General features: G+C 66.1%; 21 protein-coding genes. 16 read left to right on the forward strand and 5 right to left on the reverse strand.

Annotated elements, in window-relative coordinates:
- Positions 1–21: 21 nt before the first annotated feature.
- The 6 genes from GTZ99_RS01925 (at position 22) to GTZ99_RS01950 (ending at position 6,788) form a co-directional block, all read left to right on the forward strand.
- Complete coding sequence (locus GTZ99_RS01925) at positions 22–831, forward strand: outer membrane protein assembly factor BamD (RefSeq protein WP_161716588.1); 810 nt, start codon at positions 22–24, stop codon at positions 829–831.
- Positions 832–1,067: 236 nt separating this feature from the next.
- The gene (locus GTZ99_RS01930) at positions 1,068–1,568 is read left to right on the forward strand and encodes an RrF2 family transcriptional regulator (protein ID WP_161716589.1); all 501 of its coding nucleotides are present in this window, start codon (positions 1,068–1,070) and stop codon (positions 1,566–1,568) included.
- Positions 1,569–1,654: 86 nt separating this feature from the next.
- Positions 1,655–2,041, forward strand: a complete 387-nt coding sequence (locus tag GTZ99_RS01935; RefSeq protein WP_161716590.1) for a hypothetical protein — start codon at positions 1,655–1,657, stop codon at positions 2,039–2,041.
- 61 nt (positions 2,042–2,102) lie between these two features.
- Positions 2,103–3,785 carry a DNA repair protein RecN gene (gene recN, locus GTZ99_RS01940; protein WP_161716591.1) on the forward strand — a complete coding sequence of 561 codons (1,683 nt, stop codon included), beginning with the start codon at positions 2,103–2,105 and terminating at the stop codon, positions 3,783–3,785.
- Positions 3,786–3,834: 49 nt separating this feature from the next.
- Complete coding sequence (ligA, locus tag GTZ99_RS01945; protein WP_201742336.1) at positions 3,835–5,931, forward strand: NAD-dependent DNA ligase LigA; 2,097 nt, start codon at positions 3,835–3,837, stop codon at positions 5,929–5,931.
- Between the two features lie 77 nt (positions 5,932–6,008).
- Positions 6,009–6,788, forward strand: coding sequence for a hypothetical protein (locus GTZ99_RS01950; RefSeq protein ID WP_161716592.1), 780 nt, complete (start codon positions 6,009–6,011; stop codon positions 6,786–6,788).
- 43 nt (positions 6,789–6,831) lie between these two features.
- On the opposite strand, the gene GTZ99_RS01955 is transcribed toward GTZ99_RS01950, so the two are convergent.
- Positions 6,832–7,785, reverse strand: a complete 954-nt coding sequence (locus GTZ99_RS01955; RefSeq protein WP_227711073.1) for a 50S ribosomal protein L11 methyltransferase — start codon at positions 7,783–7,785, stop codon at positions 6,832–6,834.
- Positions 7,786–8,080: 295 nt separating this feature from the next.
- On the opposite strand from GTZ99_RS01955, the gene sdhC reads away from it, so the two are divergent.
- The 3 genes from sdhC to sdhA are packed head-to-tail and all read left to right on the forward strand — an operon-like array spanning position 8,081 to position 10,683.
- A complete protein-coding gene (sdhC, locus tag GTZ99_RS01960; RefSeq protein WP_161716594.1) occupies positions 8,081–8,482 on the forward strand; it encodes a succinate dehydrogenase, cytochrome b556 subunit in 402 nt (133 codons plus the stop codon).
- 12 nt (positions 8,483–8,494) lie between these two features.
- Positions 8,495–8,878, forward strand: a complete 384-nt coding sequence (sdhD, locus tag GTZ99_RS01965; RefSeq protein ID WP_161716595.1) for a succinate dehydrogenase, hydrophobic membrane anchor protein — start codon at positions 8,495–8,497, stop codon at positions 8,876–8,878.
- On the forward strand, positions 8,878–10,683 hold the full coding sequence (sdhA, locus tag GTZ99_RS01970; protein ID WP_161716596.1) for a succinate dehydrogenase flavoprotein subunit: 1,806 nt from the start codon (positions 8,878–8,880) through the stop codon (positions 10,681–10,683). Before sdhD ends, sdhA begins: the two co-directional genes overlap by 1 nt.
- Before the next feature lie 162 nt (positions 10,684–10,845).
- On the opposite strand, the gene ypfJ is transcribed toward sdhA, so the two are convergent.
- Entirely contained in the window at positions 10,846–11,754 is a 909-nt protein-coding gene (gene ypfJ / locus GTZ99_RS01975) for a KPN_02809 family neutral zinc metallopeptidase (RefSeq protein WP_161716597.1), read from the reverse strand.
- A 264-nt stretch (positions 11,755–12,018) separates the two neighbouring features.
- On the opposite strand from ypfJ, the gene GTZ99_RS01980 reads away from it, so the two are divergent.
- The 5 genes from GTZ99_RS01980 to GTZ99_RS02000 all read left to right on the forward strand — a co-directional run bounded on the left by GTZ99_RS01980 (position 12,019) and on the right by GTZ99_RS02000 (position 17,905).
- A complete protein-coding gene (locus GTZ99_RS01980) occupies positions 12,019–13,536 on the forward strand; it encodes a M20/M25/M40 family metallo-hydrolase (protein ID WP_320076614.1) in 1,518 nt (505 codons plus the stop codon).
- A gap of 142 nt (positions 13,537–13,678) precedes the next feature.
- Positions 13,679–14,128 carry a hypothetical protein gene (locus tag GTZ99_RS01985; RefSeq protein ID WP_201742337.1) on the forward strand — a complete coding sequence of 150 codons (450 nt, stop codon included), beginning with the start codon at positions 13,679–13,681 and terminating at the stop codon, positions 14,126–14,128.
- A gap of 221 nt (positions 14,129–14,349) precedes the next feature.
- Positions 14,350–15,816, forward strand: coding sequence for an IMP dehydrogenase (gene guaB, locus GTZ99_RS01990; RefSeq protein WP_161716599.1), 1,467 nt, complete (start codon positions 14,350–14,352; stop codon positions 15,814–15,816).
- A gap of 269 nt (positions 15,817–16,085) precedes the next feature.
- Positions 16,086–17,261, forward strand: coding sequence for an RsmB/NOP family class I SAM-dependent RNA methyltransferase (locus GTZ99_RS01995; protein ID WP_161716600.1), 1,176 nt, complete (start codon positions 16,086–16,088; stop codon positions 17,259–17,261).
- Between the two features lie 92 nt (positions 17,262–17,353).
- Entirely contained in the window at positions 17,354–17,905 is a 552-nt protein-coding gene (locus GTZ99_RS02000; RefSeq protein ID WP_227711022.1) for a tetratricopeptide repeat protein, read from the forward strand.
- Between the two features lie 66 nt (positions 17,906–17,971).
- Here the strand turns inward: GTZ99_RS02000 and GTZ99_RS02005 are convergent, their stop codons facing one another.
- Positions 17,972–18,472 (reverse strand): RNA pyrophosphohydrolase, encoded by a 501-nt coding sequence (locus GTZ99_RS02005; protein WP_161716602.1) that lies wholly within the window; start codon positions 18,470–18,472, stop codon positions 17,972–17,974.
- A gap of 407 nt (positions 18,473–18,879) precedes the next feature.
- On the opposite strand from GTZ99_RS02005, the gene GTZ99_RS02010 reads away from it, so the two are divergent.
- Both GTZ99_RS02010 and GTZ99_RS02015 read left to right on the forward strand, forming a co-directional pair.
- Positions 18,880–20,760, forward strand: a complete 1,881-nt coding sequence (locus GTZ99_RS02010; RefSeq protein ID WP_161716603.1) for a 2-oxoacid:acceptor oxidoreductase subunit alpha — start codon at positions 18,880–18,882, stop codon at positions 20,758–20,760.
- An 11-nt stretch (positions 20,761–20,771) separates the two neighbouring features.
- A complete protein-coding gene (locus tag GTZ99_RS02015; RefSeq protein ID WP_161716604.1) occupies positions 20,772–21,842 on the forward strand; it encodes a 2-oxoacid:ferredoxin oxidoreductase subunit beta in 1,071 nt (356 codons plus the stop codon).
- A 139-nt stretch (positions 21,843–21,981) separates the two neighbouring features.
- Here the strand turns inward: GTZ99_RS02015 and GTZ99_RS02020 are convergent, their stop codons facing one another.
- Both GTZ99_RS02020 and rnd read right to left on the reverse strand, forming a co-directional pair.
- Positions 21,982–22,878 carry a hydrogen peroxide-inducible genes activator gene (locus GTZ99_RS02020; RefSeq protein ID WP_161716605.1) on the reverse strand — a complete coding sequence of 299 codons (897 nt, stop codon included), beginning with the start codon at positions 22,876–22,878 and terminating at the stop codon, positions 21,982–21,984.
- Positions 22,879–24,138 carry a ribonuclease D gene (rnd, locus tag GTZ99_RS02025; RefSeq protein WP_161716606.1) on the reverse strand — a complete coding sequence of 420 codons (1,260 nt, stop codon included), beginning with the start codon at positions 24,136–24,138 and terminating at the stop codon, positions 22,879–22,881.
- Positions 24,139–24,330 lie beyond the last annotated feature (192 nt).

Below are 24,330 nucleotides of genomic sequence, written 5' to 3' on the forward strand. Positions count from 1 at the left end.
GGGCTGGCTATAGGCAAGTCCATGGCCGACACTTCGCACCGCAACTCGCCGCTTCGCGTCCTCCTCCTTGCCACCGCCGCTGGCGCCATGGCGCTGACCGCGGGCTGCGCGGGCCGTGGAGGCAAGCCCAAGGACACCGCTTACGTCGCGCGCGACGTCGAGTCGCTCTACCTTGCGGCCAAGACCTCGCTGGACAAGGGCGACCACAAGGTGGCCGCCGCCCTGTTCGACGAGGTTGAGCGTCAGCACCCCTATAGCCCGTGGGCCCGCCGCGCCCAGCTGATGAGCGCCTTTTCCTATTATGCGTCCAAGGATTACGCCAAGGCCGTGCAGTCGGCGCAGCGTTTCCTGTCGATCCATCCGGGCAACAAGGACGCGGCCTATGCCTATTACCTGATCGGGCTGAGCTATTACGAGCAGATCAACGACGTCAGCCGCGACCAGAAGGTGACGCAGCAGGCCCTGACCGCGCTGACCGATGTCGCCCGCCGCTATCCCGACACGCGCTATGCCGTGGACGCGCGGTTGAAGATCGATCTGGTGAACGACCATCTGGCCGGCAAGGAAATGGACATCGGCCGTTTCTATGAGCGTTCGGGCCGCTGGCTGGCCGCCGGCATCCGCTTCCGCAATGTGGTGGAAAAGTATCAGACCACCAGCCACACCGCCGAGGCGCTGTTCCGTCTGGTGGAAACGAACCTGTCGCTGGGCATCCCCGAAGAAGCGCAGAAATACGCCGCCGTTCTGGGCAAGAACTATCCCGGCAGCGAGTGGTATCAGAAGGCTTATGGCCTGATGCAGCGCCACGCGCCGAACACGCGGGCGATCTGAACCACCACGGTTTGGTGATGCGATACAGGGCCTTGCGGGAACCCCCGCGAGGCCCTGTATCATGTGCGCGGACGATTCGCGCGCGGGCACGCGGCGGGTGGGATCGGGCGAGGGAGGCGACGATACCCCCATTCACGCGCATATTTTTCTACCAGTAGAATTGACTTTTATACGTTTCCTATCCGATATGCCGGGCGAAAGAGCAGCGCCATATGCCGCTGCCCGGCTGATGCGACATGCTTTCCCAGAAAACCCGCTACACCATCCGCGCGCTGCAGCATCTGGCTGACAAGTTCCGTCAGGGACCGATCCGGCTGGACGCCATTGCCGAGGCGCAGAACATCCCGCGCAAGTTCCTGACGGTGATTCTGTCGGAAATGGTGCGCGAGGGCTTGGTGATCAGCCATCGCGGGCGTGAGGGCGGCTATGAATTGGCGCTGCCGCCGGTGGACATCCGTTATGGCGACATCATCCGCCTGACGCGCGGCAGTCTGGCACTCGTCCCTTGCGCCAGTCGCTATGCCCATGAAACCTGCGCCAATTGCCTGCCAGAGGCCGATTGCCGTCTGCGCGGGCTGATGCTGGCGCTGCGCGATGAGATGGCCGCCATGCTGGACCGCCTGACGCTGGCCGACCCGATCGAGGTGGAGCCGCCCTTTGGCGAGGCGGCCGCCACTGCCGCTAGAGACGCCGCCGCTGCCGCTGAAATCGCATCCGATTCCGCGCCACAGGGCTGATTTACGCGCTTATGCCTAAACGGGGTGACAGCTATCGTTCACCCTGTTTGCCATAGCCTGCCTGCAACGATTCTTGGGAGGCGGATGTGGGCTATTCTCGCGGATTTCCGGTGGCAGATGATCAGGCGGATCTGGCCGAACGCAACGCGCTGGATGCGCAGCTCGCCGCCGAGATGTGGCAGCAATGGGCCGATGGCGGCCATGCCAGCCTGCTGGACGGGCGTGTGGTGGATCCTCAGGCGCGCCAGCACATGACCACCGCGCAGGCCGCCCGGATGCAGGCTGCCGCGCGTGACGCCTTTGCCCCCGATGCCGATGACGCCGCGCCGCGCATCCGCCGCCGCCTGCGCCGCGATTCCTATGTCGCCGGCCCGCCCGAGCCCACAGGGCCGCTGGTCCATCCCGAACATGTGGCGATCGCCGCGATCTGGCTGGGGGCGGTGGGGCTGGCGGTGTGGCGCCTGATGAAATGACGGATCACGCGCGAAAGCAAATGGACGGACGCGCGCGGCTGCGTTAGAACACGCAGCGAACATGCTGCACCATCTGTCCATCCGCAACATCGTCCTGATCGAGGCGCTTGATCTGGATTTCGCCCCCGGCCTTGGCGTGCTGACGGGCGAAACGGGCGCGGGCAAATCGATTTTGCTGGACGCGCTGGGCCTGATTCTGGGGATGCGGGCCGACAGCGGGCTGGTCCGCGCAGGGGAAGCCGCCGCCAGCGTTACCGCCAGTTTCGAAATGGGCGCGCTGGCCCCCGATGTCGCCGAAACCTTGACGGACGCCGGGGTCGAGGTGGAGCCGGGCGAGCCGCTGATCATCCGCCGCCAGCTCAAGGCCGATGGCGGGTCCAAGGCCTATATCAATGACGCGCCGGTGGGCGTGGCGCTGTTGCGCGAATTGGCGCCGTTTCTGGTCGAAATCCATGGGCAGCATGATGACCGCGGGCTGGTCAATCCGCGCGGCCACCGGGCTTTGCTGGACCGGTATGCGCGGGTCGATTCGACAGCGATCGAGGCGGCGTGGAAGAAATGGCGGCTGGCCGAGGAGCGGCTGGAGCGGCAGCGCGCCATCATCGCCAAGGCGGCCGAGGACCGGGACCTGTTGATCGCCCATCTGGAGGAGCTGGTCGCGCTGGCCCCGCAGCCGGGCGAGGAAGAGGAACTGGCCGGTGAGCGCGCCACCATGCAAAAGGGCGAGCGGCTGGCCGGTGACCTCTCGTCGGTGCAACAGGTGTTCATCGGGTCCGATTCGCCGCTGGCGGAACTGCGCGTGGCGGCGCGGCGGCTGGACCGCATCGCGGGTGAACATCCCCTGCTGGAGGAGGTTTTGGCCGCGCTGGACCGCGCCATGATTGAGGCGGACGACGCCGAGGACAAGCTGAACCGCGCGCTGGACGCGCTGGCCTTTGATCCCTTGGCGCTGGACCGGGTGGAGACGCGGCTGTTTGAACTGCGGGCGGCCGCGCGCAAACACGCCTGCGCGGTGGAGGATCTGCCGCAAAAGGCCGCCGACATGCGCATCGCCCTGAATGCGATCGAGGGCGGCGAGGCCGAGGTCGCCGCGCTGGAACAGGCGGCGGCGGAAGCGGGCCGGGTCTGGCGCGCCTTGGCCGAGGCGGCGCGCGCCGCAAGGACCGAGGCGGCCGGCCGGCTGGACGCGGCGGTCAAGGGCGAACTGGCCCCGCTCAAGCTGGACGCGGCGCGGTTTCGCACCGCCGTTACTCCGCTGGAGCAGGGGCAATGGGGCGCGGGCGGCATGGATCGCGTGGAATTCATGATCGCCACCAACCCCGGCGCGGATTTCGCACCCTTGGCCAAGATCGCTTCGGGCGGCGAATTGTCGCGCTTTATCCTGGCGTTGAAGGTCGCGCTGGCCGAGGAAGGGGGCGCGGCGACGATGATCTTTGACGAGATCGACCGGGGCGTGGGCGGCGCGGTGGCGCAGGCCATTGGTGAGCGGCTGGCCCGGCTGGCGGGCGTTGGCGGGGGGGCGAACGGCGGGCAATTGCTGGCCGTGACCCACAGCCCACAGGTCGCCGCGCGCGGGACTCAGCATTACTTCATCGCCAAATCATCGGACGGCATCGTCACTCGCACGGGCGTGGTGCAACTGGACGGCGCCGGGCGGCAAGAGGAAATCGCCCGCATGCTCTCGGGCGCCGAAATCACGCCAGAGGCGCGCGCGCAGGCCGACCGCCTGCTGGAAGGGGTATAAGCGGGCGCGCCATATTTGCCCGCGCCGCCAATCGCGTTAAGGGCAGGGGATGACCGATAAGCCTGATTTGCCGTTGTTGAATGTGTCCGAGGCCGATGCCGCCAATGAGCTGATGCGGCTGGCGCGCAGAATCGCGCGGGCGAACAAGGCGTACCACCTGAACGATGCGCCCGAGATCAGCGATGCCGACTATGACGCGCTGGTCCGCCGCAATGCCGAACTGGAGGCCGCGTTCCCACACCTGATCCGCCCCGACAGCCCCAGCGCGGCGGTCGGCCATGAGGTCAGCGCCTCGCCCTTGTCCAAGGTCACCCATGCGGTGCGGATGATGAGCCTCGACAACGCCTTTTCCGATGAGGAGGTGGGCGAATTCGTCGCGCGCGTCCGCCGGTTTTTGTCGCTTTCGTCCGACGCGCCGCTGGCTTTTACGGCCGAGGACAAGATCGACGGATTGTCGCTGTCGCTGCGCTATGAGGACGGGCGGCTGGTGCGCGCGGCCACGCGCGGCGATGGGCAGGTGGGTGAGGATGTGACGCCCAACGTTGCCCATATCCCTGATATCCCGCAGAAATTGACCGGCAATGCCCCCGCGCTGTTCGAGATCCGGGGCGAGGTCTATATGGAGCGCGCCGCCTTTGCCGCGTTGAATGCGGCGCAAGAGGCGGCGGGCGAGAAGACATTCGCCAATCCGCGCAATGCGGCGGCGGGGTCGTTGCGGCAAAAGGATGCGCGGGTCACGGCGCAGCGCCCCTTGCGCTTTTTGGCGCATGGCTGGGGCGCGGCCAGCGATGTGCCCGCCAGTGGCCAATATGCCATGATGCAACAGATCGGCGCGTGGGGCCTGCCGGTCTCGCCCCGCTTGGCACTGTGCGGATCGGTGGAGGCATTGGTCGCTCATTACCGCGCCATCGGCGCCGCCCGGCCCGATCTGCCCTATGAGATCGACGGCGTGGTGTTGAAGGTCGATGATCTGGCGCTGCAGGAGCGACTGGGCTTTGTCGCCAAGGCGCCGCGTTGGGCGATCGCGCGCAAATTCCCCGCCGAGCGCGCCGAAACCACGCTGGAGGCGATCGACATTCAGGTGGGCCGCACGGGCAAGCTGACTCCGGTGGGGCGTCTGGCGCCGGTGCTGGTGGGGGGCGTGACGGTCACCAATGTGACGCTGCACAACCGGGACGAGATCGGCCGGCTGGGCGTGCGGGTGGGCGACCGGGTGGTGTTGCAACGCGCCGGTGACGTGATCCCGCAGGTGGTGGAAAACCTGACGCGGGATGAGGACCGCCCCGCTTTCCCATTCCCTGACCACTGCCCCGAATGCGGCAGCGAGGCCGTGGCCGAGGAGGGCGAGGTTGATGTGCGTTGCACCGGCGGCCTCATCTGCCCCGCCCAGCGGATCGAGCGGTTGAAGCATTTCGTCGGCCGCGCCGCGCTGGACATCGAAGGCTTGGGCGAAAAGACCATTCAGGAGTTCTTCCAACTGGGCTGGTTGCACAGCCCGGCCGATATTTTCCGCCTGCGCGGGCGTCGTGGTGATATCGTCGGGCGTGAGGGTTGGCAGGATAAGTCTGTGGACAACCTGTTGGCAGCGATCGAGGCCAAGCGCGCGCCCGATGCCGCCCGCCTGTTGTTTGGGCTGGGCATCCGTCATGTCGGCGCGGTGACGGCGCGCGATCTGATGAAGCGCTATGCCAGCTTGCCCGCGCTGCGTGAGGTGGCGGAAAAGACCCGCGACCATGCCGACGCGGTGGGGGCGCAGGCGGCCTTTGCCGATCTGGCGGCGATCGACGGCATCGGCCCGGCGGTGGTGCAGGCGCTGGGCGAGTTTTTCCACGAAGCGCATAATGTGGCGGTGTGGGAAGACTTGCTGAACGAGGTCAGCCCGCCGCCCTATGTCGTGGAAACGCGCGAGAGCGAGGTGGCGGGCAAAACGGTCGTCTTTACCGGCAAGCTGGAGACGATGAGCCGCGACGAGGCCAAGGCGCAGGCCGAACGGCTGGGCGCGCGCGCATCGGGCAGTGTCAGCGCCAAGACCGATCTGGTGGTGGCAGGGCCCGGGGCTGGCAGCAAGCTGAAGCAGGCCGCCGCGCTGAACATCCCGGTGATTGACGAGGCGGAATGGGCGCAGATCGTCGCCCGCGCTGGATAGGGGCGGCATTACAGGCAAATCTTAACCCGGCGTGTCTATGTATCTGTGCGTAATTATCGGCGCAAAGAGGGCATTTGGTGGTGGTTCGCTCAGGCTGGCAGGGAATGGTGGCGGGTGTTGCGGCGGCACTGGCCGCGCCGGCGCGCGGGCGCGCTTGGGCGGCGGTGGCCTGCGTCCCGGCGATCACGCTGGCCGGATGTGGCGAGGCGGGCAACACCGACCCTGTGTTCCAGATCGCGCCAGCGGGCGCGCTCTCGCGGCTGGCTGGATCGTATATGCCTGACAAGGCGTGGGAAGACGCCGGGTTCACCACTTTGGCCGGCCGTGACGAGGCGGGCAATGCGGTCTGGCTGTTTCAGGACAAGGGCAAGCATGACCTGATCCGTCTGATAGCCGAGCCCAAGCCTGCCGAGGGCGGTGGCTCGCATATCTATATCCGCGTCGAACCCGCCGCCGGCCCGGCCGAGGGCAAGGTGCGCGAAATTCTGGACAAGAACGCCGATCTCAACGGGTTGTTCGTCAGTTCGACCGTCAATCACGTGATCAAGACGCTGTCTGGCGAGGACAAGCCGCTGCCCCCGGTTGACCCGGCCAAGCTGGCGCTGTTGCAGGGTCTGGTGCAGGACCACGGGCCTTCGCGCATGGGGCCGGGCGGTGGTGGCGCGGCGGGCGCTACGGTACTGGGTGGGGCGCAGGGCGGGCCCAAAACCACCTTTATCGACACCGGCGTGACGCCGCCGCCGCCCGGCACGCAGCAGATCTATCGCGGCGTCAGCGATGCCACCCCCGGCCGGCCCGACATGTCATGGGAGGCCAAAGTGGGCACGCTGGACCCGCGCATGCCCGGCGGGCAATAACGCCCGATCAGCTCCGGCGCGCTGCCAGGGCGCTGCCGGTGCCTTACCAGCGGCGCGACCATTCCTCCAGGGCGCGGGGGCGACTGGCGCGGATCCCGGCATGGCGCCGTTTGCGCAGCCACAGGATCGACCAGTCGCCATTGACCAGCCGCCGCGCGATGCGCATCCCCGCGCGGGCATAGGCGGCGCGCACCTGCGCCTCCTGAGTCTCCAGCAGGCCCGCCAGCAACAGCGACCCGCCCGGCGCGATGGCGCGGGCAAAATCGGGGGCCAGTTCGATCAGCGGCCCGGCCAGAATATTGGCGATCAGCAGATCATACGGCCCGCGCGCCTGCAACAGCGGATCGGCCATGCCGTCGGCCACCACCATGGTCATCTCGCCGCGGTCGGCGCCGATGGGCATGTCGTTTTCGCGGGCATTGTCCAGCACCACCTTGACGCAGGCGGCATCGATATCGCTGGCCGTGGCATGGGCATAGGGCCACAGATGCAGCCCGGCAAAGCCCAGCAGGCCCGTGCCCGTGCCAATATCGGCCAGATTGCGCACCGCCAGCCCTTCGGCCCGCATGCGTGAGAGCATCGTCAAACAGCCCGCCGTGGTTTCATGATGCCCCGTGCCAAAGGCGCAGGAGGCCGGGATGCAGAAATCGCGCAGGCCGTCCTGCGGGGGCAGGGGATGTTCGGGGGTGTGGACGCGGAACACGCCCGCATGGATGGGCTTCAGCCCTTCCTGTGACAGGGTGATCCAGTCGACATCGGGCAGGCGTTCGACGATCAGTTCGGGCACATGGCCATCGGGCGCATCATCAAACAGCGCGCGAATCGCGCTCAGGTCATCATCGGTCGGCTGACGCGGCAGCCATGCCTCCAATTGCCAGTCCTCGGGCTGGTCCTTGGCCACTTCACAGCCCGACAGGACGATTTCGTGGTCCCAGTCCCACGCATCCTCATGCGCGATCAGCGCCGCTTCGGTCGCCACGCGTGGGGCATAGACCATGACTTTCCAGTTCTGACCGGCGTCATCGGACAGCGTTTCGGCGGCAGGGGCGGGGGTTTTGGCTTTTTTGGGCATGGGCCGCAAATAGGCCGCTGTGTCGCGCCTGCCAAGGGGGCGCGCCAGAGGGGCACATCTGTATGCAGTCCTGACATTTGCCTGTTCGCACTGCGGCAACCGCCCTCTCCTATTGGGCAATAGCGCGTTCTGATGCTTGCACCGCTGCACGATTTGTCTAAGGGGGAGGGCGAGAAGCGGGGTGATCCCGCATTGCAGCAAGCCAAGGGGATTCGTCGAAATGGCCCAAGCCAGCACTGGCCGCAAAGCGCGGCCGCTATCGCCGCATTTGCAAATCTGGCGTTGGGGTCCGGCCATGGCCGTGTCGATCCTGCACCGCGTTTCGGGCAATGGCCTGGCGGTTGTGGGTCTGGGCGCGTTGCTGTGCTGGCTCGGCGCTCTGGTCGGGGGCGAGGCCTCCTATGCCAACTTCGCCGCGCAGGCCGGCACGTGGTACGGCCGCATCGTGCTGATCGGTATCAGCTGGGCCTTCTTCAACCACCTGTGCAGCGGTTTGCGCCATTTCGTTCTGGACATCGGCGCCGGCTTCGAAGTCAAGAGCAACAACATCTGGTCGATCGTGTCGATCGTGCTGGGCGCCCTGCTGACCGCCGCCTTCTGGGCGGTGCTGCTGCTGCGTTAAGGAGTCTGATCCATGGGTAACGGAACCTCCATCGGTCGCGTGCGCGGGCTGGGCTCGTCGCACAACGGGGCGCATCACTGGCTGATCCAGCGCTTTACCGCCATCGGCAATCTGGTGCTGACGGTGTGGTTTGCGGTCTCGCTGCTGCTGCTGCCCGATTTTGCCTATACCACGCTGCGTGACTGGTTTGCCTCGCCGGTGTCGGCCTCGGGCATGGCGCTGTTGATCATCAGCACCTTTTGGCACGCCCGCGTTGGTTTGCAGGTGGTGATCGAGGATTACCTCCACGATCACGGGAACAAGTTCGCCGCTCTGGCGGCGCTCAATCTGGTTGTGTTCGGCGCGGTGGCCTTTGGCCTGTTCTGCGTCGCCCGCCTTGCTCTGGGAGCCGCGTAATGACCGCCGCGTACAAGATCATCGACCACACCTATGACACCGTGGTGGTGGGCGCGGGCGGTTCGGGCCTGCGCGCGACCATGGGCAGCGCAGAAGCCGGTTTGAAGACCGCCTGCATCACCAAGGTTTTCCCGACCCGCAGCCACACCGTGGCGGCGCAGGGCGGCATCGCGGCATCGCTGTGCAACAACACGCCCGACCACTGGACGTGGCACATGTACGACACCGTCAAGGGGTCGGACTGGCTGGGCGATCAGGACGCCATTGAGTACATGGTGCGCGAGGCCCCGCAGGCGGTGTACGAGCTGGAGCACGCGGGCGTGCCGTTCAGCCGTAACGCCGATGGCACCATCTATCAGCGCCCCTTTGGCGGCCACATGCAGAACATGGGCGAAGGCCCGCCGGTGCAGCGCACCTGCGCCGCGGCCGACCGTACCGGCCACGCCATGCTGCACGCGCTGTACCAACAGTCGCTCAAGTATGACGCGGACTTCTTCATCGAATATTTCGCCATCGACCTGATCATGGAAGACGGCGAATGCCGTGGCGTGATCGCGCTGTGCATGGACGATGGCACGCTGCACCGCTTCAAGGCCAAGGCCGTGGTGCTGGCCACCGGCGGCTATGGCCGTTCGTATTTCACCGCGACCTCGGCGCACACCTGCACGGGTGACGGCGGCGGCATGGTGCTGCGCGCTGGCCTGCCGTTGCAGGACATGGAATTCGTGCAGTTCCACCCGACCGGCATCTATGGCGCGGGCGTGCTGATCACCGAAGGCGCGCGCGGCGAAGGCGGCTATCTGACCAACTCGGAAGGCGAGCGTTTCATGGAACGCTATGCCCCCAGCGCCAAGGATCTGGCCTCGCGCGACGTTGTGTCGCGGTCGATGGCGATGGAAATCCGCGAAGGGCGCGGCGTTGGTCCGCACAAGGACCACATCTACCTGCACCTCGATCACATCGATCCCAAGGTGCTGGCCGAGCGTCTGCCGGGGATCACCGAGAGCGGCAAGATCTTTGCCGGTGTCGACCTGACCCGTCAGCCGCTGCCCGTGGTGCCGACCGTGCACTATAACATGGGCGGCATCCCCACCAACTATCACGGCGAAGTCGTGACGATTGGTGCGGACGGCAACCCTGAAACGGTGGTGCCGGGCCTGTTCGCCGTGGGCGAGGCGGCCTGTGTGTCGGTCCATGGCGCGAACCGCCTGGGCTCGAACTCGCTGATCGACCTGGTGGTGTTTGGCCGCGCTGCTGGCCACCGCCTCAAGGAACTGGTCAAGCCGGGCGAAGCGCACAAGGAACTGCCCAAGGATTCGGCTGATCTGGCGCTCACGCGTCTGGACCACTTCCGCAACGCCAAGGGCGGTTCGTCGACGGCGGAAATCCGCACCGAGATGCAGCGCACCATGTCGGGCCACGCGGCGGTGTTCCGCACCGACGAGCTGATGGCAGAAGGCAAGGTGAAGCTGGCCGACACCTATGCCAAGATGGCGGACATCAAGGTCACCGACCGCTCGCTGATCTGGAACAGCGATCTGGTGGAAACGCTGGAGCTGGACAACCTGATCTCGCAGGCCTCGGTCACGCTGCATGGCGCCCACGCCCGCAAGGAATCGCGCGGCGCCCATGCGCATGAGGATTTCCCCGACCGCAACGACGCCGAGTGGATGAAGCACACCGTCGGCTGGTTCGAGGGCTGGGGCGGCAAGGGCGGCGCGGTGTCGCTGGACTATCGTCCGGTGCACGAATTCACGCTGACCGAGGATGTCGACTACATCAAGCCCAAGAAGCGCGTGTACTAAACCGCGCCATCACAGGCTGACAGGAGAGGGCGGGGCCGCAAGGCTGCCGCCCTTTTCTGTTGCGGTCCGGTTGGGCCATGATCGGGTTATGGGCGGATGGCGCGGCGGGTTGGCCCCGCCGCTGGCCAGGCGCGGCCCCGCCGGGCCGCCGCCGCGCTGCGTTCAGCCAAAGGTGTTGCAGGCCTTGGGATCGCCGCTGTCCATGCCTTTGCGCAGCCATTCCATGCGCTGGGCGGCGCTGCCATGGGTGAACGCGCTTTCGTTCACCGCCCGGCCCGCCGATTTCAACAGCACATCATCGCCAATCTGATGCGCCGCGTTCAGCCCGCTTTCCATGTCGCCCGGTTCCAGCCGGTCGCGGTTCTTGGCCGCCCACACCCCCGCGAAACAGTCCGCCTGCAATTCCAGCCGCACCGACAGGGCGTTGGCCGCATCGGGGTTTTCCTGCTGCTGGCGGTGGACGCGGTCCGATGTGCCGCGCAGGGATTGGATGTGGTGGCCATATTCATGCGCCATTACATACAGGCGGGCAAACTGGCCCTTGGCGCCCAATTCCTGTTCCATCACGCGATAGAAATCGGTGTCGATATAGATGCCATTGTCTGCCGGGCAGTAAAACGGGCCCATCGCGCTTTGCGCCGCGCCACAGCCCGACCGCCCGTTCTGGCTGTAAAACCACAGGCGCGGTTTGGAAAATGCATATCCCGCCGCAGCAAACATCGGCGCCCATGTCTTGTTCAGCGAGGACAGCGCCTGACAGGCCTCGCGGCTGAGGGGATCGACGGCGCAACTGGACGAGGCATCGCTGCCGCGCGGGGTGGGGGTTTCGCCCGAATCGGGGATGGCCTGTGCCACCTGACTGGTCCCGCCATCGATCATGCCCAGAACCGAGAGCGGGTTGAAGCCCAGCACCCATGCCCCCGCCATCAGCAACAGGATCGTCCCCAGACCCAGCCCGCCGCCGCCAAGATGCAGCCCCTGACCGCCGCCGCCCCCAAAGCCGCCAAACCCGCCGCTGCCGCGCTGATCGCCGACATCCACGTCATTGGGGTCAAAATCGTCCAGCCGCATTGGGTCAATCCTGTCGCTATGGTCGGGCGCTGGCCCGCCATGTCCTGATCCTTGGCCATCTATCTGGGGGTTTTCACCCGGTTTGCCAAGGCGCTGTTGGCGGCTTGGCCCACGTCATCCGGCTTTGCATCCAAGGGGTGAAAAATCGCATCGGATATCGTGCGGGGGTGGCCTTGTCGGCGCGCATGGTTGGTGTAGACAAAGACGATGAGCCGACCTCCACGAGCGACAGGACGTGACCTTGCGGGCCCCCTTCGGGCGGGCGTGGGGCTGGCTGTGGCGGCGGCGTTGGCGTGGATCGCGCCGCAGCAGGCAAACGCCCGCCCCAACCGGGCAGAGCAGCAGATCGCCCAGCAAATGCTGTCCCATATCAACGTGTTGGCCAGCGATGATTTCGCCGGCCGTGAACCGGGCACCGATGGTGAGGGCAAGACGCTGCGCTATATCGGCCAGCAGTTGTTCCAGATGGGGATGGTGTCGGGGACCAATGACCCGGGCCATCCGTGGTTTGCGCCGGTCACGCTGGTGGCGCGCGAACCGGCGGCCTCGGTGGCGCAGTTCGCGCGGCGCGGGCGGCCGGTGGCGGTGGGTGATGACGATGTGCTGATGCTGACATCGGGACGGCGCAGTCTGGTGCAAAAGGCGCCGCTGTATTTCGTCGGGCGCGGGGGCAGCGTGCCGCCTCGGGCCGAATTGGCCGGGCGGGTGGCGGTGATGCTGGACGCGGACACGCCCGCCGCCCGCGCCGCCGCCGCCACGGGCGATGTGCCGCGCGACCGGCAATCCAGCACGCGGCAAAACGCGTTGCTGGCGGGGGGCGCGCTGGCGGTGATCACGGTGCTGGATGGCGATCGCACGCTGGCCAGCGTGGCCGGGCGGCGCAAACGGTCGGGCTATGCGCTGGCCAGCCAGGCGCTGGGCGGCGACTTGGAGGGGTTCATTACCCGCGTCGGCATGGCGCGGCTGTTGGCGGGCGGGCCGGTCAGTCTGGACCAGTTGGAGGCCGAGGCTGACCGCCCCGATTTCGTCCCGCGCGTGCTGGACCTGAGCGCCAGTCTGGAGGCCACCACGCGCGAAACCACCATCCGCACCCACAATCTGATCGGCAAGATCCCCGGCCGCCATCCAGAGGCGGGGGCGGTGCTGTTGCTGGCGCATTGGGACCATTTCGGCATTTGCGGCGCGCCTCCGGCCGAACATCTGGTGTGCAATGGCGCGGTGGACAATGCCAGCGGCGTGGCCGCCATGCTGGAAATCGCCCGCCGTCTGGCGCGGCCCGCGGTGCCCTATGACCGCGATATCTATATTCTGGCCACCACGGCTGAGGAATTGGGCCTGTTGGGCGCGGAGGCCTTTGCCGAAAAACCGCCGATCCCGCTGAGCAATATCGTCGCGGCGCTGAATGTCGATTCGGTGGCGATTGCGCCCGCTGACACGCCGCTGGGCATTGTGGGCAAGGGGATGACGCCGCTGGATGCCGCCATCGCCGCCGTCGCCCGCCAGCAAAAGCGCAAGCTGTCCGAGAGCACCGCCCCCAACCAGTATATCCGCCGACAGGACGGCTGGGCGCTGATCAACCATGACGTGCCGGCCGTGATGGTGACATCGGCCTATGGCAACATCGCCTTGCTGGAGACGTTTTTCGACACCGATTACCACCGCCCTCAGGATGTGGTGAAACCGGGGATCGAACTGGGCGGGGCGGCGCAGGATGTGCTGTTCCATGTCGCGTTGATCCAGTATTTCGCCGATATGCGCCGTTACGTCCGGCCCGGAGGATAGCGCGGCGGCCCAGTTCCGGGCGGCGTTGCTGTATCGGGCGTGAACTGGCTGTTCATTGACGCGCCACTGGCGCGCGATTACCACAGCACGCGTCGCGGTGGGGCACATCGGCGTCGCACCCTGCGTGACACAGGAGGGACTGATGAAGAAGATTCTGCTTTCGCTCGCCGTCGTGGCCGCTTTCGCGCTGCCCGCCGCCGCCAATGCCGAAACCTGCCGTGACAAGACTAACGGCCGTTTTGCCAAGTGTGGCACGCCGGGCGCTGTTCCTGATTCGCAATATGTCCGCAAGAGCGGCGCTCCGGCCCCCGCGCCCAAGGCTGCGCCCGCGCCCAAGGCCGCGCCGGCTCCTGCGCCCGCTCCCGCGCCGGCCGCGCCCAAGGCTGGCCCGTGCAAGGACGCCAATGGTCGCTTTATCAAGTGCGGCGCCGCGCCCGCGCCGGCCCCTGCGGCCAAGCCCGCTCCGGCTCCGGCGCCCGCGCCCAAGCCTGCGCCTGCGGCCAAGCCCGCCCCGGCGCCCGCTCCGGCGCCTGCCGCCAAGAAGGCACCGTGCAAGGACAGCAATGGCCGCTTTATCAAGTGCCCGGCCTGACGACACGGGCCTGACCTGTTGAACAACACCGGCGCGCGTGGGACACCATGCGCGCCGGTTCGCGTTTGGGGCCGGGGTTGCTGGCGCCTGTCATCACACGGTCGCATGGGCGGGCAAAATGCCCTGAAAATGCCCTCTGGCATATTTGCGGCGGCTTGTTTACATGGGCCGCCACGAATCCCTTGGCGCTGCAGGGCGCCCCTCAGACGAAAGTTTCTCGCGTGGCAATTACGGACATCGCCCTCGGCCTTACCTTTGACGACGTGCTGCTGCGCCCGGCGGCATCGGACATCGTGCCGTCGATGGCCGACACCAGCACCCGGCTGACCAAGGGCATCGCGTTGAACATTCCGGTGATTTCCGCCGCGATGGACACCGTGACCGAGGCTGACATGGCGATTGTCATGGCGCAGATGGGCGGCATTGGCGTGCTGCACCGGAACATGACGATCGAGGAACAATGTGCCGCCGTCCGCGCGGTCAAGCGTTTCGAGAGCGGCATGGTGGTCAACCCCATCACCATCGACCCCAACGCCACGCTGGGCGAGGCGCAGGCCATCATGCTGGCCAACCGCATCAGCGGCATCCCCGTGGTCGAGGCCAGCGGCAAGCTGGTGGGCATCCTGACCAACCGCGATGTACGCTTTGCCGACAACCCGGCCCAGCCCGTGCGCGAACTGATGACCAGCGAAAATCTGGCCACGGTGAAGCTGGGCACCAATCAGGAAGAGGCGCGCCGCCTGCTGCACGCCCGCCGCATTGAAAAGCTGTTGGTGGTCGATGACGCGCATCACTGCGTTGGCCTGATCACGGTCAAGGATATCGAAAAGGCCGTCACCTATCCCAACGCCACCAAGGACGCCGCTGGCCGTCTGCGCGTGGCGGCCGCCACCACCGTGGGGGAAAAGGGCTTTGCCCGCACGTCTGCCCTGATCGAGGCGGAATGCGATGTCGTCATCATCGACACCGCCCATGGTCATAACAAGGACGTTGCCCGCTCGGTCGAGCGGGTGAAGGTGCTCTATCCCCACGCGCAGGTCGTAGCGGGCAATGTCGCCACGGCTGAGGCCACCCGCGCGCTGATCGATGCGGGCGCCGATGCGGTCAAGGTGGGGATCGGGCCGGGCTCGATCTGCACCACGCGCATCGTCGCGGGCGTGGGCGTGCCACAGCTGACCGCGATCATGGAAGCGGCCGAGGAAGCCGAAAAGTCGGGCGTGCCGATCATCGGTGACGGCGGCCTGCGCACCAGCGGTGACGCCGCCAAGGCTTTGGCGGCAGGCGCCAGCGTGGTCATGGTCGGCAGCCTGCTGGCGGGCACCGAGGAAGCGCCGGGCGAAACCTTCCTGTATCAGGGCCGCGCCTACAAGGCCTATCGCGGCATGGGCAGCGTGGGCGCGATGGCGCGCGGCAGCGCCGACCGTTACTTCCAGCAGGACATCAAGGACCAGATGAAGCTGGTACCCGAGGGCATCGAGGGGCAGGTGCCGTACAAGGGCCCGGCCAAGGATGTCGTCCACCAGCTGGTTGGCGGGATCAAGGCGGCGATGGGTTATACCGGTTGCGCCACCGTCGACGAGCTGCGCAAGAACGCCAAGTTCGTGCGCATCACCAACGCGGGCCTGAAGGAAAGCCACGTCCACGACGTGACCATCACGCGTGAGGCGCCGAATTACCCGACCCGCTAAGCCGGGAAGGAAAGGGCAGGGGCGAAGGTGCCTCCGGCGGGTTAAGGGCAAGTCAGTTGTGCCGATTTCTCAAGAGAAATCGGTTGGGCCCTTAACAATCCCGAAAATGGGGTTTCCTGCCGACACCTTTGCGCCGCAGGCTTTCATTGAATGCCTCCGGCGGTATGACGTTCGACTGCGGTTGAATCGCCGCGCCACGCAGACGTTATTGGGAGCGCGAGGGACGAGTCCCTCGCATTCTCTTTTTTCCCGACTTTAGGCAGCGCCCAATGACCCCCCAAGCCCGCATCCAAGCCGCCATCGACATCCTGGACGCGGTGATCGGCGCGGCGCGGGCGCAGGGCGCGCCGGCCGACCGGCTGATCAGCGACTGGTTTCGCACGCGGCGTTTTGCCGGCAGCAAGGACCGGCGGGCGGTGCGCGATCTGGTCTATGCGGCGGTGCGGGCCTGTGGGCCGGTGCCGGTGTCGGGCCGGGCGGCGATGCTGCGGGTGGCGCAGGCTCAGCCGGAACTGGCGGTGCTGTTTGACGGAGGCCGCCACGCCCCCGCGCCGATTGATCCGGCAGAGCCGGTGGCTGACGGCGGCATCGCGCCCGCTTGGTTGGCGCAGGCCTTGGCCGACAGCGGCATTGCCGGGGCCGAGGCCGAAGCGCTGATGGAGCGCGCCCCGCTGGACATCCGCGTCAACACGCTAAAGGCGGACCGCGCCAGCCTGACCCTGCCGCTGGAGGGCGAGCCGCTGGCCGCCGCACAAGGCTTGCGTTACCCCGCCAACACCCCGGTCGAGGGCTGGGACGCCTATGCCGACGGCCGGATCGAGGTGCAGGACGGGGGATCGCAGCTGGTTTGCGCCATGGCCGACGCCCGCCCCGGCGAAACGGTGATCGACCTGTGCGCGGGGGCTGGCGGCAAGACGCTGGCGCTGGCCGCCGCGATGGGGAACCGGGGCACGCTGGTGGCGTGCGATGTTGACCGCGCCCGGTTGCAACGTCTGGCGCCGCGCGCCACGCGCGCGGGCGCGATGGTGCATGACACGGTGCTGATGAATCCGGGGCGTGAGGTGGAGGCACTGGCCAAATATGCCGCCAAAGCCGATCTGGTGCTGATCGACGCGCCATGCACCGGCACGGGCACATGGCGGCGCAATCCCGAAAGCCGCTGGCGCCTGACGCCTGCCGAATTGGCGCGGATCACAGCGATTCAGGCGCGTTTGCTGGATGTGGCGGCGGGGCTGGTGCGGCCGGGCGGGCGGCTGGTGTTTGTCACCTGCTCGCTGCTGGACGCCGAGGGCGCGGGGCAGTTCGACGCCTTTCTGGCGCGCGAGCCGCGCGCGCGGGCCGATGCCATTACCCTGCCGCTGGGGCGCGCGCGGGGTGCGGGGTGGCGTTTGTCCCCAGCCTTGGACGGCACCGATGGCTTTTTCGTTGGCCGGGCGTTCTTGTGATCGCCCTGTCGGCTGTGTTAGCGTAACCCGTTATGTTCGAAGCCTCGCCCCCCACTCGGCGGTTTCGCCCTGCCTCGGCCAAGGAAGTTTTCATGCGTTTTGCTCCGGTGTCCGCCTGCCTGTCGGTTGCGCTGGCGATTACGGCCAGTTCGTTGCAATCCGCCCCAGCCGAGGTGCTGGACCCGCGCGCCATGGCCTTGGTCGAGCAGGCGCAGGTGGCGCTGGACGCAGGCAATCTGGATGGCGCGGTGGACGGGTTCGAGGCGGCGCTGGCGATCCAGCCGGGCAGCAACGCGCTGGTGATGAAGCTGGCCGAGGTGGCGCGGCGGCAGGGGATGCAGGGCAAGGCGCTGCATTATTACCGCGTGGTTCTGGCCCGCAGCCCGCAGGATCTGGACGCCATTGCCGGTGAGGGGCAGGCGCTGGCCGAGAAGGGCGCGATTGAAAAGGCGCGCAAGAACCTGTCGCGGCTGGGCGGATTGTGCGGCAGCGGCTGTGATCAGACGCGCGCGCTGGACGCGGCGATTGCGGCCGTGGTGGCGCGGGTCCCGGCGGGCGGCGCGGCCAGCGGCGGGGCGGCAACGCCGCGCATCGTTACGGTGGACGATGTCAAGCCGCAGGCCGAAGTGCGCGCCGACAAGTAAGGCGCGCGCTGACAGGTAGCGCAGAAACGGGGGCGCTCCGCCGGCGCCCCGCGCGTCATTGGCGTCTCAGATCAGGTCGCGGAATTCATCCAGCACCGCGCGATAGACGCGCTTTTTGAACGGCACGATCATCTCGGGCAGATGTTCGGGCTCTGCCCATTTCCACGCGTCGAATTCGGCCGGTTCATGGGCGTTCAGGTTGATGTCGCTGTCCTGTCCGGTAAAGCGCATCAGTATCCAGAACTGGCGCTGGCCACGATAGCGGCCCTTCCACAGCTTGCCGATCAGGTGGTCGGGCAGGTCGTACAGCACTTCCTCGCGCGTTTGGGCAAGTATGGTGGCGTTCGCCTCATCCACGCCGGTTTCTTCAAACAATTCGCGATAGGCGGCGGCGCGCAGATCCTCGCCTTCGTCGATGCCGCCCTGTGGCATTTGCCAGAAATCGCCGTCCTGACCCACCTCGCTCTCGCGCTGGTCGATTCGGCGGCCAACGAACACCCGGCCATGCTGATTGACCAGCATCACGCCAACGCAGGGCCGATAGGGAAGTGCGGAAAAATCGGTCATCAATCAAACCTGTCCTGATGTTGCCCCCCAGCATAAACGCCTGTCCCCCGCGTATAAAGCTGGAAATTGCGCCGGGTTGGTGCGGGGTTGGGCGATTGCCGCTTGACTAGTGGGCGCAACAGGTTTTGGGGGCGTGCAGTCGGCCTGTGTCCGACGCGCCTTGCCGGGCTGGCAGGCGGCAACCCACGCGGACTTTGCGGCCTGACAGTTTTTCTGGATTGCGCCATGGGTTCGCATTGGGACAAGGGGCCAGACTGCGGCCTGCCTTGCCGCTTGCCTGATTTGGGTAAAAGGGGCAGGGCACATGTGCGACAGAACGGGCGGGACTCAACTGTCCGGGCGCGCATGGGCGGGCTGACACATGCATGCTGTCCGGGTGAACACCTCCGGGCAATGGAAGGAAGAGAATGGCTACTGTGATCGATGCGGGCGCGCAGGCGCATTCGACCGACAATACTCCCGAAGCGGTGGTGGTGCGTTTCGCCGGTGACTCGGGCGATGGCATGCAGCTGACGGGCGGGCAATTCACGCTCTCGACGGCGCTGTCGGGCAATGATCTGGCCACCTTCCCGGACTTCCCTTCCGAAATCCGCGCGCCGCAGGGCACGCTGTTTGGCGTGTCGGCGTTCCAGATCAATTTCGGCAGCACCGAAATCACCACCGCGGGCGATCAGCCCGACGTGCTGGTGGCGATGAACCCGGCCGCCCTCAAGGTGAACCTGCCCTCGCTGAAGGCGGGCGGGCTGATCATCGCGGACACCGGTGAGTTCAACAAGCGCAACCTGGAAAAGGCCAAGTACGAGGTCAGCCCGATCGACGATGGCAGCCTTGCCAAGTGGCGGTTGCTGGCCTTCGACATCAGCGCCCTGACGCTGGAGGCGGTCAAGCCCTTCGGCCTTGGCAACAAGGAAGCGCTGCGCTGCAAGAACATGTGGACGCTGGGTCTGGCGCTGTGGATGTTCGACCGCGACCGTCAGCCGCTGATCGACTGGCTGAACGACAAGTTCAAGAAGAACCCCGTTCTGGCCGAGGCGAACATCGCCGCGCTGAACGCGGGCCATGCCTATGGCGAAACGGCCGAAATCGGCGGTCAGGTCAAGCAGCAGCACCTGCCGCCCGCGCCCCAGTCGCCGGGCCTGTATCGCACTATCACCGGCGCCGAGGCGATCAGCCTTGGTCTGGTCGCTGGCGCCAAGCTGGCTGATCTGCCGATGTTCTTTGGCGGCTATCCGATCACGCCCGCCTCGGCCATTCTGCATTATCTGGCCAAGATGAAGGAGTTTGGCGTCACCACCTTCCAGGCTGAGGATGAAATCGCCGCTGTCGCTTCGGCGATTGGCGCGTCCTATGCCGGGTCGCTGGGCGTGACGTCCTCGTCGGGTCCGGGCATTGCGCTCAAGGGTGAGGCGCTGGGCCTTGCGGTGATGACCGAACTGCCGCTGGTGGTGGTCAACTCGCAGCGCGGCGGCCCGTCGACCGGTTTGCCGACCAAGACCGAGCAGTCGGACCTGTATCAGGCGCTGTATGGCCGCAACGGTGACACGCCGATGCCCGTCATCGCCGCCCGTTCGCCCGCCGACGCGTTTGAATGCGCGATCGAGGCGTGCCGTCTGGCGGTGCAGTTCATGACGCCCGTCATGCTGCTGACCGATGGCTATATTGGTAACGCCGCCGAGCCGTGGAAGGTGCCGGACCCGGCCACCTTTACCCCGTTCCCGGTGACGTTCCTGACTGAAAACAACGCGCCCGACGGTGGCAAGCCGCTGCCTTACAAGCGCGACGAAAAGGGCGCCCGCCCGTGGATCAAGCCGGGCACCCCCGGTCTGATGCACCGCATCGGCGGCATTGAAAAGGCGCCTGACACCGGCGACATCGATTACTCGCCCGCCGTGCACCAGATGCAGACCGACGCCCGCAAGGACAAGGTGGACGGCATCGCCCACCACATCCCGGCGCAGGAGGTCAGCCAAGGCACCCAAGGCGGCAAGCTGGCCATTGTCGGCTGGGGCAGCACCTTCGGCCCGATCCATCAGGCCGTCCGCCGCGCCCGCGCCAAGGGGCAGGATGTCAGCCACATCCACATCCGCCACATCTGGCCGATGCCCGCCAATCTGGGCGACTTGCTCAAGTCCTATGACAAGATCATCGTGCCCGAAATGAACACCGGCCAGTTGAAGACCGTGCTGCGCGATCAGTATCTGGTGGATGCGCGTCCGCTGAACAAGGTGTCGGGCCAGCCCTTCACCATCGCGGAAATCGAAGCCGCCATCGACGCTGCTCTGGCCTGAGGGGACCCAAGATGAACGAGATGACCACGATCAAGACCACCCTCAAGGATTGGGAATCGGATCAGGAAGTCCGCTGGTGCCCTGGTTGCGGCGACTATGCGATCCTCAAGGCGGTGCAGCGCACCCTGCCCGAACTGGGCGCGGACCCGGCCAAGACGGTGTTCGTGTCGGGCATCGGTTGCTCCAGCCGCTTCCCCTATTACATGGCGTCCTATGGCTTCCACACCATCCACGGCCGCGCGCCGGCGGTGGCAACCGGCATCAAGCTGGCCAATCCCGAACTGGACCTGTGGCTGGTGACGGGTGACGGCGATGGCATGTCGATCGGCGGCAACCACACGATGCATTTCCTGCGCCGCAACATCAATTGCCAGATCATGTTGTTCAACAACGAGATTTACGGCCTGACCAAGGGGCAATATTCGCCCACCAGCCGTTTGGGCACGCCTTCGCCGACGACCCCGCTGGGCTCGGTGGACCGTCCGTTGCAGCCGGGCGCCTTTGCGCTGGGCGCGGGCGCGCCGTTTGTTGCGCGCGCCTATGACACGTCCAAGAACCTGACCGACGTGCTCAAGGCCGCTCATGCCCATCAGGGCGCGGCTTTCGTCGAAATCTTCCAGAACTGCATCGTCTATAACAAGGACCGCTTTGCCGACTTTACCGAGAAGGCGGTGGCCGATCAGGGCCAGCTGTGGCTGAAGAATGGCGAGCCGATGCTGTTTGGTTCGGTCAAGTCGGGCGGGTTCAAGGGCATTGCGCTGGACACGGAAAAGCTGGCGCTCAAGGTTGTGGACGTGGCCGTGGGCGAGGATGGCAAGCCCGACTGGCAGGCTGCTGGCGTGCTGGTGCATGACGTGACCAACCGTGGCGTGGCGCATATGCTGGTCGAATTGCCGATGGGGCCGTTCCCGGTGGCGCTGGGCGTGATCTATGACGATCCGCGCCCGACCTATGAAGGCGCGATGCTGGCGCAGGACGAACAGGCCCGCGCGGGCAAGACCGCCGATCTGGCCAAGCTGTTCGCCAAGGGCCAGACCTGGTCGGTGGCCGAAGAAGATCAGGGCCCGCTGTCGGGCGTGTGATCACAGGCTGATTCAGGATGCGAAGGGGGCGGGCGACCGCCCCCTTTTGCGTGTGTGGCATGACGCGGCGTTGATGCGGGTTAAACGCCACCATATTGTAGTCATTGACAACAAAATCAGGCGCGCGGGCAGGGGCGGATCATCCGGCGCGCAGTTCCTCGGCCAACAGGCGGAATTCATCCGTGCGGGGGCTGTTGCGGCGCCACACCAGCGCGATTTCGCGATTGGCGGAGTCAGAGCGCAGCGGGCGGGCAACGACATTGGTGCCGTTCAAGATCCCCGCATCCAGTGCCATTTCGGGCAGCATCGTCAGCCCCAGCCCATTGTCCACCATCTGCACCAGCGTGTGCAAAGAGGTGCCGATCATCGTCGCGCTGGCCCGCAATTCAGGCCGGTTGCAGGCGGCAAGTGCATGATCTTTCAGGCAATGTCCGTCTTCCAGCAGCAGTAGGCGGTGTTCGTCGATCAGGTCCGGGCTGATTTCCTCGGGCGGGTCGCGCGGGTCATCCTTGGGAAAGGCGACGAACAAGGCGTCGAGCTCAATCGTCTCCTTGTCCACCTCCCCGGTGGGGTAGGGCAGCGCCAAAAGCACGCAATCGGCCCGCCCATGGTGCAGCGATTCGATCGCCTGCGCGCTGGGCTCTTCGCGCAGGAACAGGCGCAAATGCGGGCGTTCGCGGCGCAAACGGGGCAACATGCGGGGCAGCAGGAAGGGGGCGATGGTGGGGATCACGCTCATCCGCACTTCACCCGAAAGTGGTTGAGAAGACGCGTGAATCAGGTCTGACAGCTCCTCCGCCTCGCGCAGGATGCGGTGCGCCTTGGCCACCACCGCATTGCCCAAAGGCGTGAAGCGGACATGCCGCTTCGTCCGCTCCACCAGCACCACGCCCAGCAGATTTTCCAGATCACGCAACCCCGCCGACAGGGTGGATTGCGACACGTGACACGCCTCGGCGGCGCGGCCGAAATGCTCGTGCTCGTGCAAAGAAACCAGATATTGCAACTGCTTGAGCGTGGGCTGATAGACGCTCATTTACGCCTCCGCGTCATCCTCGGTCAGCGGCAAGGGGCCGTCCTCGTCCTCTTCAGCGGGCAGGGCGTTGGCCTCGCGCATGTCGTCATGCAACTCGTCGACATGGGTCATTTTCAACCGTCCGCCGACCACGGCAAAGGCCAAACGCCCCTCGACCAACTCCAGCGCGTCCTTGCCGAACACCTCATAGCGCCAGCCCTCAAGGATCGAGACATCCTTGCGCACACCGGCCGCCAACAGTTCCAGATCATCGCTGCGGGCCAGCAGGCGGGCGGCGACGTCAATCTCGCGCGCGCGGATTTTCAGCAGCAATTTCAACAGGTCGGCAACCAAAGCGCCTTCCTTGCCCAACGGCGCGCCGCGCGGGGCCTTGGGCGGCATTTCCGCCTCGGTCAGGGGCTTGGACGCCTCGATCGCCTGCATCAGGCGCTTGCCGATTTCATTGTCCTTCCAACCCGGCGACAGACCGCGCACCTTGGCCAGATCGGCCTGCGCCTTGGGCGGGTGGCTGGCGATATCGGCCAGCGTTTCGTCGCGCGCGATGCGGCCACGCGGGATGTTCTTGTCCTGCGCCTCATACTCGCGCCAGGCGGCCAAAGCCTTGAGCCTGCCCAGCATCGCCGGGTTGCGCCCTGCCGCCTTGATCTTCAGCCAGGCGTTGCCCGCGTCATTGCGGTAATTGTCGGGATCGGCCAGCTTCTCCATCTCGGCGTCCAGCCAATGGCCCCGGTTGGTCTTGATCAACCGCTTGAGAATGCGCGGGAAAATCTTGGCCAGATGGGTGACGTCGCCGATCGCATATTCGATCTGCCGCTCGGTCAGGGGGCGGCGCGACCAGTCGGTGAACCGCGCGCCCTTATCAATGGCAAAGCCCAGCCAGCTTTCGACCAGATTGGAATAGCCGATCTGCTCGCTCTGGCTGATGGCCATCATGGCGATCTGCGTGTCGAAAATCGGGTGCGGCGTCTTGCCGGTCAGGTTGTAGATGATTTCCACATCCTGCCCGCCGGCGTGAAAGATCTTCAGCACATCCTCATTGTCGACCAGCAGGTCCAGCAATGGCGACATGTCCAGCCCCGGCGCCATCGGATCGACAGCGGCCGCCTCGTTCACATCGGCGATCTGGATCAGGCACAATTCGGGCCAATAGGTGCTTTCGCGCATGAATTCGGTGTCGACGCAGACAAAGTCGGCGCGGGCCAGTCGTTCACACAGGGCAGCCAGTTCGTCGGAGTCGGTGATCAGTTTGTGTATCTTCATCGTTTTTCTGTCTTTGGCCCGGATGCGGGCGCTTCGCTGGGTGGATGGGGCGCAAAATGCGCGCTACAGCCACTTTCGCACGGGTTGCGTGGGTGAGGGCAGGCCCCTCTCGGCTTGACAAACACGCGGCATTGGATTGTTAGCCAGCGCATTCGCGGCACGCCTGATTGCCGCTATGGTCATCCCTGCCCG

Source organism: Novosphingobium ovatum (assembly GCF_009909235.1).
GTDB lineage: Bacteria > Pseudomonadota > Alphaproteobacteria > Sphingomonadales > Sphingomonadaceae > Novosphingobium > Novosphingobium ovatum.